Annotated in this window: 18 protein-coding genes; all 18 read left to right on the top strand. The window is 51.8% G+C overall.

The features are described from left to right. Nucleotides 1-41: 41 nt before the first annotated feature. Nucleotides 42-464 (top strand): phage tail assembly chaperone, encoded by a 423-nt coding sequence (locus tag VK70_RS19645; protein WP_025695690.1) that lies wholly within the window; start codon nt 42-44, stop codon nt 462-464. Nucleotides 465-656: 192 nt separating this feature from the next. Further along, nucleotides 657-2,534 carry a phage tail tape measure protein gene (locus tag VK70_RS19635; protein WP_025695689.1) on the top strand — a complete coding sequence of 626 codons (1,878 nt, stop codon included), beginning with the start codon at nt 657-659 and terminating at the stop codon, nt 2,532-2,534. Next, nucleotides 2,531-3,280: a LysM peptidoglycan-binding domain-containing protein gene (locus VK70_RS19630; RefSeq protein ID WP_025695688.1), complete on the top strand. Its 750-nt coding sequence runs from the start codon at nt 2,531-2,533 to the stop codon at nt 3,278-3,280. The genes VK70_RS19635 and VK70_RS19630 overlap by 4 nt, the downstream gene beginning before the upstream one ends. Before the next feature lie 39 nt (nt 3,281-3,319). Then, nucleotides 3,320-4,282, top strand: a complete 963-nt coding sequence (locus tag VK70_RS19625) for an XkdQ/YqbQ family protein (protein ID WP_025695687.1) — start codon at nt 3,320-3,322, stop codon at nt 4,280-4,282. Nucleotides 4,283-4,285: 3 nt separating this feature from the next. Further along, the gene (locus VK70_RS19620; protein ID WP_025695686.1) at nt 4,286-4,582 is read left to right on the top strand and encodes a DUF2577 domain-containing protein; all 297 of its coding nucleotides are present in this window, start codon (nt 4,286-4,288) and stop codon (nt 4,580-4,582) included. Further along, complete coding sequence (locus VK70_RS19615) at nt 4,579-4,998, top strand: DUF2634 domain-containing protein (RefSeq protein ID WP_025695685.1); 420 nt, start codon at nt 4,579-4,581, stop codon at nt 4,996-4,998. The genes VK70_RS19620 and VK70_RS19615 overlap by 4 nt, the downstream gene beginning before the upstream one ends. Next, nucleotides 4,991-6,058, top strand: coding sequence for a baseplate J/gp47 family protein (locus VK70_RS19610; RefSeq protein WP_025695684.1), 1,068 nt, complete (start codon nt 4,991-4,993; stop codon nt 6,056-6,058). Before VK70_RS19615 ends, VK70_RS19610 begins: the two co-directional genes overlap by 8 nt. After that, nucleotides 6,048-6,599 carry a putative phage tail protein gene (locus tag VK70_RS19605; RefSeq protein WP_025695683.1) on the top strand — a complete coding sequence of 184 codons (552 nt, stop codon included), beginning with the start codon at nt 6,048-6,050 and terminating at the stop codon, nt 6,597-6,599. Before VK70_RS19610 ends, VK70_RS19605 begins: the two co-directional genes overlap by 11 nt. An 11-nt stretch (nt 6,600-6,610) precedes the next feature. Continuing rightward, the gene (locus VK70_RS19600) at nt 6,611-7,930 is read left to right on the top strand and encodes a complement C1q domain-containing protein (RefSeq protein WP_025695682.1); all 1,320 of its coding nucleotides are present in this window, start codon (nt 6,611-6,613) and stop codon (nt 7,928-7,930) included. Between the two features lie 14 nt (nt 7,931-7,944). Then, a complete protein-coding gene (locus VK70_RS19595) occupies nt 7,945-8,313 on the top strand; it encodes an XkdW family protein (RefSeq protein ID WP_025695681.1) in 369 nt (122 codons plus the stop codon). Continuing rightward, a complete protein-coding gene (locus VK70_RS28740) occupies nt 8,306-8,410 on the top strand; it encodes a CD1375 family protein (protein WP_201778736.1) in 105 nt (34 codons plus the stop codon). The genes VK70_RS19595 and VK70_RS28740 overlap by 8 nt, the downstream gene beginning before the upstream one ends. Nucleotides 8,411-8,632: 222 nt before the next feature. Further along, a complete protein-coding gene (locus VK70_RS19590) occupies nt 8,633-8,914 on the top strand; it encodes a hypothetical protein (RefSeq protein WP_036640606.1) in 282 nt (93 codons plus the stop codon). Between the two features lie 3 nt (nt 8,915-8,917). Further along, nucleotides 8,918-9,118, top strand: coding sequence for a hypothetical protein (locus VK70_RS19585; protein WP_025691969.1), 201 nt, complete (start codon nt 8,918-8,920; stop codon nt 9,116-9,118). Continuing rightward, nucleotides 9,105-9,500, top strand: coding sequence for a hypothetical protein (locus VK70_RS19580; RefSeq protein WP_025695679.1), 396 nt, complete (start codon nt 9,105-9,107; stop codon nt 9,498-9,500). Before VK70_RS19585 ends, VK70_RS19580 begins: the two co-directional genes overlap by 14 nt. Continuing rightward, entirely contained in the window at nt 9,472-10,173 is a 702-nt protein-coding gene (locus tag VK70_RS19575) for a M15 family metallopeptidase (RefSeq protein ID WP_025695678.1), read from the top strand. The genes VK70_RS19580 and VK70_RS19575 overlap by 29 nt, the downstream gene beginning before the upstream one ends. Nucleotides 10,174-10,473: 300 nt before the next feature. Then, nucleotides 10,474-13,266: a phosphoenolpyruvate carboxylase gene (gene ppc, locus VK70_RS19570; RefSeq protein ID WP_025695677.1), complete on the top strand. Its 2,793-nt coding sequence runs from the start codon at nt 10,474-10,476 to the stop codon at nt 13,264-13,266. Nucleotides 13,267-13,471: 205 nt separating this feature from the next. Then, nucleotides 13,472-14,038, top strand: a complete 567-nt coding sequence (gene sigW / locus VK70_RS19565; RefSeq protein WP_025695676.1) for an RNA polymerase sigma factor SigW — start codon at nt 13,472-13,474, stop codon at nt 14,036-14,038. A 116-nt stretch (nt 14,039-14,154) separates the two neighbouring features. Continuing rightward, nucleotides 14,155-14,769, top strand: coding sequence for a zf-HC2 domain-containing protein (locus VK70_RS19560; protein WP_025695675.1), 615 nt, complete (start codon nt 14,155-14,157; stop codon nt 14,767-14,769). The last annotated feature ends 163 nt before the right edge of the window (nt 14,770-14,932 follow it).

Raw genomic sequence — 14,932 nt, 5'->3', positions numbered from 1 at the left:
CTGCCCTCTGTGGGCCACAATAATCATAGGAGGATTGGAAAATGAGTGAATTTAGTTTGTTTTTTGCACAAAATGTAGACTGCGACACGACCGAGGAATTTATCGTATCCACGCGCTTTAAAGATAAGGACGGTAAGCCTGCGGCCTGGAAGCTGCGCAGCATGACGGAGGACGAGAATCAGGAATGCCGAAAGGCGGCGACTCGGAAGATCAAAGGCAAGAACGGTGTCTACACGCCGGAAATTGACGCCAATGATTATATGGCCAAGCTGATGACGGCGAGCGTCGTATATCCCGATCTGAAAAATGCGGAGCTGCAGCGCTCTTACAGCGTACTGGGCGCGGAGGCGCTGCTGCGCAAAATGCTTCTGCCCGGCGAATTCGCCGCGCTCGGCGAGCGGGTGCAGGCGCTTAATGGCTTCGGCACCGATATGAACGAATTGGTGGACGAAGTAAAAAACTGATTAACGAGGGCGACGGAGAGGCCAATCTGGCCTACTACGCCCTCCATGAGCTGCATATTTTGCCCCATGAGCTTATGGCGCTCTCCGTCCGCGAACGGGCCGCCATCTACGCGATGATCGCCGTCCGAGTGGATAAGGAAAAGCGGGAGCGCTCAAGAGGCAAGGGAAGAAAGAGATGAAGGGGGTGGATAAATGAATAACGGGGAAACAAGCAGCGCATCAGTACCGGTACGCGCGCTAACGGTCTGGCGCAATGTGAATGCGGAATGCGAACGGTTCAATCAGAACTTAGAAATAGCCGCTAATACGCTGAACGACCTTCAGAAAATACTGGAGCAGATCGAAGAAAAGAACAAGTCCTTAGTGGAAGGCTTTATGCAGGCCCAGGAAGCGGCGCGTAAGCTCTCTGAACAATCGTCTAGCGCGGACGGCGACGCTGAGAAGGCGAAAAAAAGCTTTATGGACAAGCTCGGCTATGTACTGGATGTCCTAAACATTAATACGTTTGAAGTAGCTAAATATTTTGGCGAAAAGGCCGTAGCCCGGCTTTTTTCCAGAAAGCAGGCTGCTTCGGGGGCATCAGCGGGTGAAGCCGGGGGAGGCGCTGCAACAGCCGGAGGAGCGGTCACGTCGAATGGTCCGGAGAAAAAGGGTGATTTTCTGTCCAAAACGGTCAGCGCTTTGAAGGGCTTGGATGTTGCTTCTGTCTTTGACAAGGCGAAATCGCTGGGCGAGAAAGCGATCAAGGGTGCGGCAAAAGGTGATAAAACGGATGTAGACGAGAACAATTGGAAAACGCTCCAGGATAATATAAACGGAGCTTATGCATTGATAGGGCAAAAGGCGCTTGTGGCGCTGCGACCCGCGCTTGATGCCCTGAATAATGCCTTTAAATCGGATCAGATGACGGCTGCAATTAATCTCATGGCGAATCTCTTCTTAGTCGCGGCAACCGCCATCTCGATGGTAGTGGAAGGCCTGATCTATATGGGCGGCGTTATCCAGCAGAACTGGTCGGTTATCGGTCCGATCTTGGCGGCAATCGCCTTTGTCTATCTGGCTGCCATGATTGTTCAGGTGTATTCGCTCGCGGCCGCTTGGCTTGTAGCCAATTGGCCGATTCTGCTGATCGTCGCCGCGGTCGCGCTGCTGATTTATATCCTGATGCAGTCGGGTGTCACCGTGGGAGAAGTTGTCGTCGCCATTGCTGAGGGCTTCGGCTGGCTGAAGGGTTTTATTGAGAACATTGTTATTGGCCTGTATAACACCTTTATTATTTTTGCGGACTTCTTCCGTAATCTGTTCATTGACCCCAGCTTTGCCGTGAAGAAATTATTCTATGATCTGGCGATGAATTTTCTGAACTTCATTTATCAAATGGCGCTAGGTGTGGAGAACTTTGCCGGCGGGTTTGTGAAGGTAATCGCTTCGGCGGTGAACAAAGTATTAACCAAATTCAAGGCCGTAACGGATTTTCTGAGCAATATCCCCGGATTTGAAAATCTAGCCAATGTAAAAGTCAATCTGCTTGACCCGGAAGACCCGCATGTGTTCAGCGGCATGATTGATAACGTGCGGAAGATGATACCGGAGCCAGTAAGCGATAAGCCAGTTATAAACAGCCAGAAGAAGGCTTTTGTCGATCCTTCCATTGCCGCCAAGCAGTACGGCCAGGTAGGAAAAGATACGGTGGACAAATTCAACACCAAGGTAAAGGAATTAAAAGACGATACCAAAATCCAGAAGCAGCAGAAAATGCTTCAAAATCCGGGGCAGGGCAATAGGAACAGCCTGGGCAACATGAACAACATGGGTAACATCAACAACGTCGCCCGTGTAGGAGAGGTCGGCTCCGTCAAAGATAACGTGGATATTTCCAGCGATGATTTGGCTATGCTGCGCGACCTGGCCGAAATCCAGGCGATTCAAAATTTTGTTGAGCTGACGCCAACGGTGCAGGTAACAACCGGAAATATTAACAACGCCGGAGATATCGACTCGATTATCAACAAAATTAATCAAAAGCTGAGCGAGGAGTTCGTGTCGACCGCACAGGGGGTATATACATGAACACGCATCAGGAGTACGGTTTTTTTCTCAGCTATAACAATATGGAGGATATCTTCCGCCTGCCGGTCAATCCCGAGACGCTGGAGATCAAGGAAGCGGGTGAAGGCAAAAGCTATACCATTATCGATTTGGGTGAAATCAACGCTATTTCCTATCCCAAGCTGACCGAGATTACGCTGGAAAGCATCTTTCCGGCGCAGCGCTATCCGTTCGTCCTCGTGCCGGAGACAGGGAAGAACCGGTTGCTTAAACCTTTTGAATATGTGGAGATGATCAAAAAATGGATGACGAGCCGCAGGCCGATCCGTTTTGTTTTTTCCGGTCTGGAAATCAAGGAACCGAAGGCGACACCGACAAGCTGGCTGAACGCTTCGCGGTATAGTGAAAATTCCACTTATTCCAATGATTTACCCTTGAGCATGGCCATGAGCATTGAGAGCTTCAACTGGAAGCTCAGCGCCGGTACTTCAGGAGATATCGAATATTCGCTCTCGCTCAAAAAGTATGTGTTCTACCAGGCGGCCCCGGTAAAAGTTGTCAAGGGAGCGGCCAAGACGCAGCAGAAGAGAGCAGGCGACCGGAAAGCCCCGGCTGTCTATAAGCTGAAAGCGGGCGACAATCTGTGGAAAATCGCGCAAAAGGAACTGAGCGACGGCAGCAGGTGGAAGGAAATCCAGAAGCTTAACGCCATTCCCGACAGTGAGCTGAGGAAGCTTCCGGTTGGCAAGACGATCAAGCTGCCTTGACGTGGCCCCGCTATTTTACCGGTAGGAGAGGAGGAAGCCATGGAACTGCTGGTCAAGAACAAAGAAGGCAGGATATGGGATATCGCCGGGATTGTCTCGGACATTTCCTGGAAAACGGTCCGCTCCGGGAAGCCTTCTACACTGGAACTCACGCTCCTGAACGGAGGGATTTACCAGCATCCGAAATTTGCAATTACCAACGGCGATATTGTGCAGTTCCGTAAGGATGGGGTTAATGTTTTTTACGGATTTGTGTTCAGTCTGGAGACCGGCCAGGATCGGCAGCTCAAGCTGACGGCCTACGACCAGATCCGGTATATGCTTGGCAACGGCAGCTATGCCTTGGAGAACGTAACGGCAACCAGCGTCATTCGCAAAATCGCGGCAGATTACGGACTCAGGACCGGCGTGCTGGAAGAGACGGAGTACGTTCAGCCGTCATTAATTCAAGACGATAAGAAGCTGCTCGATATCATAATGGGGGCGATCGAATCCGAGCTTCGGCAGAAGGGGCGGCTGCTGGCTTTTTACGATGATTTTGGCAAGCTGACGCTGCGCGGTCCGCAATCCATGCTGCTGAATGTGGCGCTCGGAGCGGGCAGCCTTCTATATGACTATTCACTCAAAACGAGCATCGACGACGAGACGTATAACACAATTATTTTGTACAAAAACAATGAAGAGACAGGGAAACGCGATTTCTACCCGGCCAGTGATAAGGAGAATGTCAAACGGTGGGGGATTTTGCACTTGTCCCAGAAGGCGGATGACAATGCGAACGCGGCGCAAATCCGGGAGAAGGCGAAGCAGCTGCTGAAGCTGCATAACCGGGAAAAGATCAGTCTTTCGGTACAGGCCATCGGCGATTTGCGCGTGCGCGCAGGCAGCTTCATTTATGTGCTGCTGGATGAGCTTAAGGTGCAGCTGTTTCTGGTCGATCAGTGTACCCACAATCTGTCCGGGGAAGAGCATACCATGTCTCTTGATATCAAGGTGGTGTAAACCGTGTTGGATATTATTAAAAAAGCAAGCCTCGGAGCGGTGGACAGCAGCAATCCGGTGGCTTTTTTTTATGGAACGGTAATTGCGGGAGCGCCGCTGCAAATCCAGATTGATCAAAAATTTATTTTGCCCGGAAACGCGCTCGTTCTGCCCGAATCGGTCATGGAGAGCAAAATCCCGCTGGATGGCGGGGAAGTTGTGCTGCGGCGGGGGCTTGAAGCGGGCGACCGTGTTCTGCTGCTGCGCATGCAGGGCGGCCAGAGCTATGTCGTGCTGGACAGGCTGGTGAAGTCGCCATGATTCCCGAAGCGGGACAGTCCGGTTACATTACAGAACAGGTAGAGGGGGAAGCCGCTGAATCCCCGAGCTTAACCTACGGCATCGACTGGAAAAAGGGGCGGATTACCGGCTATGTAGACGGTCTGGATGCTCTAAAGCAGGCAGTGGATAAGACGCTGCGCACGCTCCGGTATGAACAGCTTATTTACAGCTCCAATTATGGAACGGAGTGGAATCTGGTGCTGGGTCAGGATCGGCTGCTGGCTAGACCGGAGATTCGGCGGGTTGTGACGGAAGCGCTGCTTCAGGACGACCGGGTTGAGGGAGTGGAGCAGCTGGAGGTTTCGTTTAACGGGGAGACTGTAACAATTGACATTACGGCGAGGTCACGCTATGGAGATATCCAAATCAGAAAGGAGCTGAATGCCAATGGCTGACCAATCATTCGGGGCGATTCTGGAGCGGATGCTGGATCGTGTACCGGAAGAGCTGGACAAAAGAGAAGGCAGCATCATTTATGATGCCTTGGCCCCTGCTGCGGCGGAATTGGCCCAGATGTATGTCGAGCTTGAGCTGAATACGAATCTGTTCTTTGCCGATACGGCGACCGGCGAGTTTCTGGAGCGGAGCATCGCATGGTCGGGCATCACAAGACGTCCGGCAAGCCCGGCCGAAATTCAAGGGACGTTCTATGCGGACGGCGGCGGAGGGCTGGATATTCCGATCGGCAGCCGCTTTTCGCTCGATCAATTGAACTATACGGCGGCGGAGAAGCTGTCTCCCGGCAATTACCGGCTCACCTGCGAAACGGCCGGAGCGTTGGGAAACCGTAATTCCGGCGCGCTCCTGCCCATCGACTACATTCCGCAGCTGTCGCGGGGCGAGGCGGTTCGCCTGCTGATTCCCGGAGAGGATGCAGAAGACGACGAGACGCTGCGGCAGCGTTATTTCGATTCGGCCAGACGTCCGGCGACAAGCGGCAACAAGGCCCATTATGCGGAATGGGCGCTGCAAATTCCAGGCGTGGGCGGCGCGCGCGTATTTCCGCTGTGGAATGGTCCGAAGACGGTGAAGGTAACGATTGCCGATGCGGAGATAAAACCGGCCTCCCAGCCGCTTGTGGATCAGGTGCAGCAATATATCGACCCCGCTCCGGGACAAGGAGAAGGACAGGCGCCCGTTGGAGCGGTGGTTACGGCAGCTTCGGTTCAGGGCAAGACCATAACGGTCTCCGCAGTGGTCACGCTGGCTTCCGGATATGAGCTGCAAGAGGTGAAGGAGCGATTTCAAGCGGCTCTTGAGAACTACCGCAAGGAAAAAGGATTTACCGCGACATATATCAGCCAATCCGTCATCGGCGCTCTGCTGCTAGGCACCGAGGGGGTTGCGGATTATGCGAACCTGCTGCTGAATGGCGGCGTGGGTAACGTAACACTTGGAGCCGAAGAGGTGCCGCTATTCGGCGCCGTGATGTTGGAGGTGCAGGATGGCAGCTAATGAGTTGTTTACTGACCTCATGGATTATTTGCCGGATTATTATCGTGGCATCCTGGAGATGGAGACGATGCAAGGCGTTCATACCGCAGAGTGCGGGGACGCCTGGTCTACGCTGGAAGATCATCGCGGCCAGCTGAATGTAGATACGGCAACCTGGATGCTGGACCGGTGGGAGAATGAGCTGGGGCTGAACGTCGACCGGACCAAGACTTACGCTGCCCGCAGGGAGCGAATCACGGCGAAGCTGAGAGGTACGGGAACGACGACGCCGGACATGATCCGGCGGACAGCTTCTGCTTTTTCCGGGGGAGAGGTTGAGGTGACGGAGGTTCCAGGCGAGTACAGCTTCGAAGTCCGATTCGTCGGCACGCTCGGAATTCCGGCCAATCTGGACGACCTCATTCAAATCATCGAGGAGATCAAGCCGGCTCATCTGACCTATCGCTTCCAGTATACCTTCACCTGGTGGACCGCGCTTAAGGCGCTGACCTGGAACGCGGCGCACGCCAAGACCTGGGAGGACTTGCGAGTATATGAATAGGAGTGTGACTAATGCGAACGACTAATAACCTTGGTTTGAAAAAACCGGAGGGAACCGACATTGTAGACATTGCCGATCTTAACGGCAATATGGATACGCTGGATTCTGCGGTGAAGAGCCTGCAGGACCAGACAGCCGCCTCGGTCCCCCTAACCCAGAAGGGAGCGGCGAACGGCGTAGCCACGCTGGACGCTTCGGCGAAGCTGCCTGCTGGGCAACTTCCGGGAACTGCCGTACAAGCAACTACGGCGGATATTACTTATTATGTGCGTACAGATGGGAATGACGGTAATAACGGGCTGGCGAATACGGCGGCGGGGGCGTTTAGGACGATTGGTAAGGCGATTAGTATGATTCCGCCAGTCGTTAATCATTCCATCACCATTAACGTTGCCGCCGGGACTTATAATGAAAACCTAGGAATGGGAGGAATATCCGGATCTGGTGTCATCTCGTTTAATCCGTCAATTAATGACCTCTCACAGTCATGTAATATTCAATCATTCGACATTTCTGGTTGTTCAGTAAAGGTCTCCGTTAAAGGATTCAACGCTCTGACAGCGGCACGAACGGCTTTCACAGCGATAAGCTGCACAAATGCGGAGTTCTTATACTGTTCTGCCAGCGCCTCTACGACACAATATCACGGACTGGTTTCCACAAGCTCGAAAGTGTACTGCTATACATGTAGTTTCTCCAATAAATATGTGGGAATTTATGGGGGACAGAACAGCGAGGTTTTCGCGTGGAGCTGTGTTGGTTCGGGCAATGCAGTTGGCATTATGGGAGCGGAAGCTGGCTCGGTTGTGCTGAATGGTAATGCTTTAACCGGAACTATACCGACAGCTTCACAAAACGGAGGTTCCGTTTCTTCCTATGGAGTCCTCAATCCATGGGGAGATAATACAACTGGTTCCCGGCCTTTTGTATCCGCCAGCCATACGTCGCAACAAACAATAAGTTCTGCCAACTCTTGGCTAAGAGTTATTTGCGGCGCGGAGTCGAATGACAATCTAGGTAACTATGATACATCAACCGGATTATTCACTTGTCCAACAGCGGGGATGTATCTAGTTAATGCGGCTGCCGAAGTGTCAAACGCAGTTACAGGGGACGAACTCAAGCTTGCTGTAGGTTCGGATGCTGCCGTTTTGCTTAATGTCGACCATCAAAGGCCCGGATCATCAGGTTACCAACAATTGTCTGGCTCCGCCATCATTGTAGCATCTGCAAATGCTAAACTAGCCATGTGGGTAACATCTAGCCGGGGCGGAACAACAACAAACCCGGACGGATATTACACGTATATGCAAGTTATAAAGATTGCTTAAAAGGAGGATGAAACGTGGACCTATACCTTGCGATAAAACATATCTTTCCATCTGTCCAGGTGGATAAAGATTTTGTGCTACTTGATAAGTCGGACGGCAAAGGCCCGTATATCGCCGTCTGGAACCTGGATGCCCCACGGCCGACCGAAGAGGAACTGCAAGCCGCCTGGGAAGCGTGCCTGGAAGCCGAGGCGAACAAGCCGCCGGCGGAGCCGGACGAACTCGAACAGCTGCGTAAGGAACTCGCGGATACCAAGGCTGCCCTGGAAGATGCGAACGGCAAGCTGAAAACCGCCGGGGAGGAGACAACGAATGTGCAGCTCGCCTTGGCCGAGATGTATGAGCAACTGCTGGCGCTGAAGGAGGGGAACCCTAATGGCTAAAGTATACGCGGACTTGATCCGTAAGGGACTAAAGACGGTAGATGAAGTCCCAGCAGCATTACAAGAGGAAGTGCGCCAAATCATTGTAATGGCGTGAAGTATTACTTTTACGGCATGAATCATTCATGGCTTAAAGCATGCATCGCATAATTTGCATAAGCGTTATTCGCCCCCGCTGGACGGGGGTTTTTTAAAATATAAGGATTTATAAGTTTCACGCTAATAAATGGCCTTATATTTCTACGAGAAACGCACATGCGTCTTTGGGGACGCCGTCAGGCGTTTCTTCTTGAATTAAATGAAAGAAAGGGACGGGAAAATGGAACAGGGAGACATTGCGCAGTTGGAGAAACTGCTGCCGCTGGCGGACAAATACGGGCTCGCTTATGTTGTGGCGTTGATTCTGATGATTGTGGTTATTATGCTGCTGCGGGCGATCGCCAAAGGAAGCTTGGTGCCCCGGGAGCTGCTGGACAAGGCTGAGGAGGATCGCGACCGGCTGCAGGCGATTCTCGATAAGGAACGTTCCGATTTCATGCAGCCGACGCTCGATGTGCTCAAAAAATTGAAAGTCGATCAAACGGAAGACAGGGGGGCTTAAAGCATGCGGTTTCCATGGATTTGGCGTTTTTTTCTCCCCCTGCATGCGGAAAAAGAAAGGGAGCTGCGGCAGGCGTCCACCCGTGTGACGCTTGCTATCAGCCGCTACTGTGACACATCGCGGGAGATACAGGAAGAGATCAGGCGCAACCGGTTCGCCCAATACTTGATTTATGATCGAGGGGATGCCCATGAAAGGAATTGATATCATTCTGCTCTTATTGTACAGCACCGCCATCGGCTGTTCGCTGTATATCATTCACCGCCATAAGGCTTATTATCATGAGCGTTTCCGAAAGGGCGTGGTCAGCGTGTTCATGCTGGCGATGCTCTTTTTTCTTGTGGCGTATACGGTCAAAATGCTGATTGTACTGGCGGCCTATTTTGCGGACATATACGGACTCTCCACTCCGGAGCTTGAAACCTGGCTGCTGTATGGCTGGACGCTCGCCCAGTTCGGAACGACTGCGGGATTAATTACCCTGGCCGCGCTGACGCATTCAGGTAGGTACGACCAATTTGTCTATTTCAGACGGATTGACCGGAAAGGAGAAGGGAATGCTGACTCTGACACAGGTTCAAAATAAATCATCGGCCAAACTGGCCGGGCTAAATCCGGCTGTGCATGCGGCGGCTGAAGCGCTGATCGGGCGCTGCTATGCCTGCGGCATCCCCATCCTCATTACCCAAGGGCTGCGAACGATGGCCGAGCAAGAGGCGTTATACGCTCAGGGACGAACCAAGCCGGGGGCCGTTGTCACGAACGCGCGCGGAGGATACAGCTACCACAATTACGGGCTGGCTGTTGATTTTGCTCTACTGCTTCCGGATGGAAAAAATGTCTCGTGGGACATGCTGCGCGACGGCAATGAAGACCGGCTTGCGGACTGGGGTCAGGTTGTCCAAATCGCCAAAACATTTGGCCTCGAGTGGGGCGGCGACTGGAGTGGTTTTAAAGATTTTTCCCATTTGCAAATGACGTTTGGACTGGCTTTGGATCGGCTGCGTGCCGGAGAACGGCCTTCCGAGGCTGCTATGGCAGCTGTAAACGATCTTTTGAAGAAGAATGAAACCCCAATAAAGGATGATAAAACTGTCGTGGCGGTTCATGTTAACGGCGTCAAGGCGGCCGACGGTGTGCTTGATAAAGGCATTACCTATGTTCCGGCACGTATGCTGGCGGAGGCGATGGGAGCTAAGATAAGCTATGATCCGAAAACGAGAACGGTAAACATTACGCTCCCCGGCGAAAAAAACTAAATTTTTTTCAAACGAATTTCAGTCTTCTCGATGAATAAGCTCCCCTCTAATGTAAGCCCTATCTTCCGTATTTCATATGCATTTTAGAACGATACCAGCTATTTTCTCGATAATTTAATAAAAATGTAAAAAAATATACCTGTATAAATAATCATTTTGATGTATAATCTTAAAAGACTATGTCGCTTCACCGTGAAAGATAGTTGGAGATTTTCGATTTATTTTATTGTATGATATGAGGAAAGCTCTAACATGACCTGTGATGAGACATTCATACGGAAGAAGGATGGGGGGAACAGCATGACCGAACTTACGACTACCGCAGGCAAAGTCAATTCCAATAATCTGCTGCGGAGAGACGTACGGTTCCTGGGGAACATTTTGGGCGAAGTCTTGGTTCATCAAGGCGGTAATGAATTGCTGGAGATTGTGGAGAAGATTCGCGAGACCAGTAAGTCATTGCGCTCAGTTTGTTTGCCTGAACTGCACAGCGAATTTAAGGAGTTAATCGACTCCCTGGATCCGGAGAATCGGCATCAGGTAATTCGGGCGTTTGCCATTTATTTTCAATTGGTGAATATCGCCGAACAGAATCACCGGATACGTCGCAAAAGAGACTATGAGCGCTCGGCGGGTGAGACCGTACAGCCTGGTTCTATAGAGAGCGCTATTCAGGAGCTGAGAGAACGGGACTTCTCTCCTAAGGAAGTGTGGGAGATTGTTAACGGCCTGTCGCTGGAGCTCGTCATGACTGCCCACCCGACAGAGGCGATGCGCCGCGCCATTCTTGACATCCACAAGCGGATTGCCGACGATGTTACGGGCCTCGATAACCCGACACTGACCTTTAGGGAACGCGAGCAGCTTCGGGAGAAGCTGTTGAACGAGGTTATTACCCTGTGGCAGACGGATGAACTGCGCGACCGCAAGCCTACGGTGCTCGATGAAGTGCGCAATGGAATGTACTATTTTCACGAGACGATTTTTCACGTGCTGCCTGATGTCTATCAGGAGCTTGAACGGTGCCTTAGCAAGTATTATCCGGGACAGAATTGGCATGTTCCGACTTATCTGCGGTTCGGCTCTTGGATCGGCGGGGACCGCGACGGTAATCCTTCGGTTACGTCTTCGGTTACCCTCCAGACGCTGAAGATGCAGCGCATACTGGCGGTACGGGAATATCAGCGGATTATGCGCGAGCTGATGCAGTATTTAAGCTTCAACACAAGCATTGTAAAAGTAACGCCGGAACTGCTGGAGTCCATCGCCAAAGACCGGGCGTCAATTAAACTGGACCGCCTCGACGCTTGGCGCAACGATAACGAACCGTATCGGATCAAGCTCAGCTACATGATTTCGAAGACGCAGAACGTGCTGGACGAGGAAAAAAGAGGAACGTCGGAGTACTATACTTCACCGGCAGAGCTCATACAGGACCTGAATATCATCGACCGAAGCCTGCGGCATCACTTCGCTGATTATGTTGCGGACACATACATTAAGAAGCTGATCCGCCAGGTGGAGTTGTTCGGCTTCCATACGGCGACGCTCGATATCCGCCAGCACAGCAAAGAGCATGAGAACGCCATGACGGAAATTCTGGCCAAGATGGACATTACGCCGGATTATTCCAAGCTGTCCGAGCAAGAGAAGATTGAGCTTCTGGAGAAGCTGCTCAACGATCCGCGGCCGCTGACTTCCCCTTATCAAGAGTACAGCGAAGGAACCGAGGAATGCCTGGAAGTGTACCGGACGGTATATAAAGCACAGGCGGAGTACGGCAAGCAGTGTATTACCAGCTATCTGATCAGTATGGCTGAGGCGGCAAGCGATATTCTGGAGGTTATGGTATTCGCCAAGGAAGTGGGACTGTTCCGCCGCGACGCGGACGGCACCGTTGTCTGTACATTGCAGGCGGTGCCGCTGTTCGAGACGATCGATGATCTTCACGAGGCGCCGGATATCATGCGCACAATCTTCAATATGCCGATCTACCGTCAAGCGGTTGCGGCAATGAGTGATCTGCAGGAGATCATGCTTGGTTACTCCGACAGCAACAAAGACGGCGGTGTGGTAACTGCCAACTGGGAGCTGCGCGTGGCGCTGAAGGGGCTCACGGCTATGGCCGACGAATACGGCGTCAAGCTGAAGTTCTTCCACGGCCGCGGCGGAGCGCTCGGCAGAGGCGGTATGCCGCTGAATCGCAGCATTTTGGCTCAGCCGGCCTCCACCATCGGAGGCGGCATCAAGATTACGGAGCAGGGAGAGGTTCTTTCCTCCCGGTATTCCATGAAGGGGATTGCCTACCGCAGTCTGGAACAGGCGACTTCCGCACTCGTGATTGCGGCAATCAACGCAAGAACGCCGCACAGCGATCTTTACGTTAGCAAATGGGAAGAGATCTGCCGAGAGATTTCGGAGGTTTCGCTGAACAAATATCAGGATTTGATCTTCCGCGACCCGGATTTCCTGAGCTTCTTCAAGGAGTCCACACCGCTGCCGGAAATCGGAGAGCTCAACATCGGCTCCCGTCCGTCCAAGCGCAAGAACAGCGACCGGTTCGAGGATCTGCGGGCGATTCCGTGGGTATTCGCCTGGACCCAGAGCCGTTTCCTGCTGCCAGCTTGGTATGCGGCGGGAACAGGGCTGCAAAGCTTCTATCAAGGCAAGGAAGAGAATTTGAAAATCCTTCAGCACATGTACGGGAATTTCTCCTTCTTTACGAGCCTGATCGATACGCTGCAAATGGCGATTGCCAAAGCGGATCTCACTATCGCAAGAGAGTACGCGGAGATGGGCAAGAATAAGGAGGCCCACAACCGGATTTACGGACAGATCGAGGAAGAATTCCGTCTGACCTCGGATCTTATCCTGAAGATAACCGGCCAGCAGGATATTTTGGATAATGTACCGGTCATTCAGGAGTCCATCCGGCTGCGCAACCCTTATGTTGATCCGCTCAGCTATTTGCAGGTGCAGCTGTTGACCGAGCTAAGAGCGCTGCGGGATAAGGATCAGGACGACCCTGAGCTGCTGCGTGAAGTGCTCCTTACGATCAACGGAATTGCCGCCGGTCTTCGCAATACCGGCTGATACCGGGGTCCGGTTCATTTCTTAAATGATTCCAGCCTGTCTTCCCTTGCGTGGAAGACAGGCTTTTTTGCATACTGCCTAAACCTGGAAATGCTGAGATAAAGCCTTGATTTTTAACCGTTGTTGAATTACGATTTAAATGCTTGTACCGTGAATATAGTGGATTATGACATACCAAGGGCGGCAAGTCTGGGGGAGTTAACTGGTGGAGAATTTGGAAGGCAGGTTGACAAAGCTCGCCTTAAAGGGCGACCAAAGAGCATTTGCCGAACTTGTCGAATTATATAAAGACAGAATCTATCATCTGGGCTACCGGATGCTGAATAACCGCCATGAAGCGGAGGATATTGTCCAGGAGACGTTTTTGCGCGTCTACCGGAATCTGGACCGATACGACGATAACCAGAAATTTTCGACATGGATTTACCGGATTGCGACCAATCTTTGCATCGACCGCTTGCGCAAGCGCAGGCCGACGTATTCGCTGGATGCTGAACTTAGCGATCAGGAGGGAACTGACGGCTATTCTCTTATTCCAAGCGACAATGTAACGCCCGAAAGCGAGCTCCTTCTCTCCGAGACGCAGAGAACGATCTATCAGGCGATTGACGAACTGCCTGTGAAATACCGCTCGGTCATGATCTTAAGGTATTTGCAGGATTTGTCGCTTCAGGAAATCAGCGATGTGCTGAATATGCCCGTTACGACGATTAAGACCCGGGTACATAGGGGCCGGGAATTTTTGCGCAAAAAATTGGGCCCGAGATTATAAAGAAACCGATTATTTTTGTGAAACGCATGTTGACTTGGCACGTATGTAATTTAGCAAGCGTTGTGTACCCGATTTTGTTGGGGAATTAAATAGCACTGATGAAAGGATTGGCTCCTATGGAATGCAAACTGGCCGTCTCTATGATGCATGATTACTTGGATGACGACTTGCCCGGACAGCAGCAGCGGGACTTGAAGGAGCATCTTCTATCCTGTCCGGACTGCCGAGCGAAATTCAAGGAATTGGAACAAACGGATATGCTGCTTTTTTCCCTTATGCACCAGAGTCCCGTTGTTTCCGATGAACTTGTGGGACGCATTATGGGCTCGCTGCCGCCTTCCAAGAAGGAAAGACGGTTTATTGCCTGGATAAAGAAGCATCCCGCGCTTACCGCGGCCTCGGTGTTTCTGCTGGTTATGCTGATGAGCTCTGTCACCTTGTGGAAACAGGATGGACAGCTTGTCGTGAAAGGCTCTGATCTCGATCAGGTAGTGATCAAGGGAGATACCGTTACCGTTCCTTCTGGCAAACGGGTTTCCGGCGACCTTACGGTAGAGAACGGTAAGACTCAAGTGTACGGGGAAGTGAACGGGAATGTGACCGTTATTGACGGTTCACTGTACCAGGCATCGACCGCCCACATTTCGGGGCAAGTCAAAAGCATCGACCAGGCATTAAGCTGGTTCTGGTATAAAGTCACCAATATGTTCTCCGACGTTGCCTACCGCTAATACGAAAGGCGGCCTGGACATGACGGACTGCCGCGCCTCTTTTTCTCGGAAAAGACGGCGCTTTTTTAGTGTGTTTATCCCATAAAGTTGAAACTGTGCGTGAAACTCCGAATTTTTTCTGATAAATCGCGGGTTATTCGGCCTGTTTTAGCGTAAACTTGCA

The organism is Paenibacillus durus ATCC 35681, assembly GCF_000993825.1.
In the GTDB taxonomy this organism is placed as follows: domain Bacteria; phylum Bacillota; class Bacilli; order Paenibacillales; family Paenibacillaceae; genus Paenibacillus_AQ; species Paenibacillus_AQ durus_B.
Note: the sequence above shows the minus strand (reverse complement) of the source record. Positions and strands in the feature narration are given on the sequence as shown.

What these genes read in the sequence shown, in the direction of transcription:
- VK70_RS19645 (WP_025695690.1), top strand. Translation starts at nt 42, where the DNA reads ATGAGTGAATTTAGTTTGTTTTTTGCACAAAATGTAGACTGCGACACG.
- VK70_RS19635 (WP_025695689.1), top strand. Translation starts at nt 657, where the DNA reads ATGAATAACGGGGAAACAAGCAGCGCATCAGTACCGGTACGCGCGCTA.
- VK70_RS19630 (WP_025695688.1), top strand. Translation starts at nt 2,531, where the DNA reads ATGAACACGCATCAGGAGTACGGTTTTTTTCTCAGCTATAACAATATG.
- VK70_RS19625 (WP_025695687.1), top strand. Translation starts at nt 3,320, where the DNA reads ATGGAACTGCTGGTCAAGAACAAAGAAGGCAGGATATGGGATATCGCC.
- VK70_RS19615 (WP_025695685.1), top strand. Translation starts at nt 4,579, where the DNA reads ATGATTCCCGAAGCGGGACAGTCCGGTTACATTACAGAACAGGTAGAG.
- VK70_RS19610 (WP_025695684.1), top strand. Translation starts at nt 4,991, where the DNA reads ATGGCTGACCAATCATTCGGGGCGATTCTGGAGCGGATGCTGGATCGT.
- VK70_RS19605 (WP_025695683.1), top strand. Translation starts at nt 6,048, where the DNA reads ATGGCAGCTAATGAGTTGTTTACTGACCTCATGGATTATTTGCCGGAT.
- VK70_RS19600 (WP_025695682.1), top strand. Translation starts at nt 6,611, where the DNA reads ATGCGAACGACTAATAACCTTGGTTTGAAAAAACCGGAGGGAACCGAC.
- VK70_RS28740 (WP_201778736.1), top strand. Translation starts at nt 8,306, where the DNA reads ATGGCTAAAGTATACGCGGACTTGATCCGTAAGGGACTAAAGACGGTA.
- VK70_RS19590 (WP_036640606.1), top strand. Translation starts at nt 8,633, where the DNA reads ATGGAACAGGGAGACATTGCGCAGTTGGAGAAACTGCTGCCGCTGGCG.
- VK70_RS19585 (WP_025691969.1), top strand. Translation starts at nt 8,918, where the DNA reads ATGCGGTTTCCATGGATTTGGCGTTTTTTTCTCCCCCTGCATGCGGAA.
- VK70_RS19580 (WP_025695679.1), top strand. Translation starts at nt 9,105, where the DNA reads ATGAAAGGAATTGATATCATTCTGCTCTTATTGTACAGCACCGCCATC.
- VK70_RS19575 (WP_025695678.1), top strand. Translation starts at nt 9,472, where the DNA reads ATGCTGACTCTGACACAGGTTCAAAATAAATCATCGGCCAAACTGGCC.
- ppc (WP_025695677.1), top strand. Translation starts at nt 10,474, where the DNA reads ATGACCGAACTTACGACTACCGCAGGCAAAGTCAATTCCAATAATCTG.
- VK70_RS19560 (WP_025695675.1), top strand. Translation starts at nt 14,155, where the DNA reads ATGGAATGCAAACTGGCCGTCTCTATGATGCATGATTACTTGGATGAC.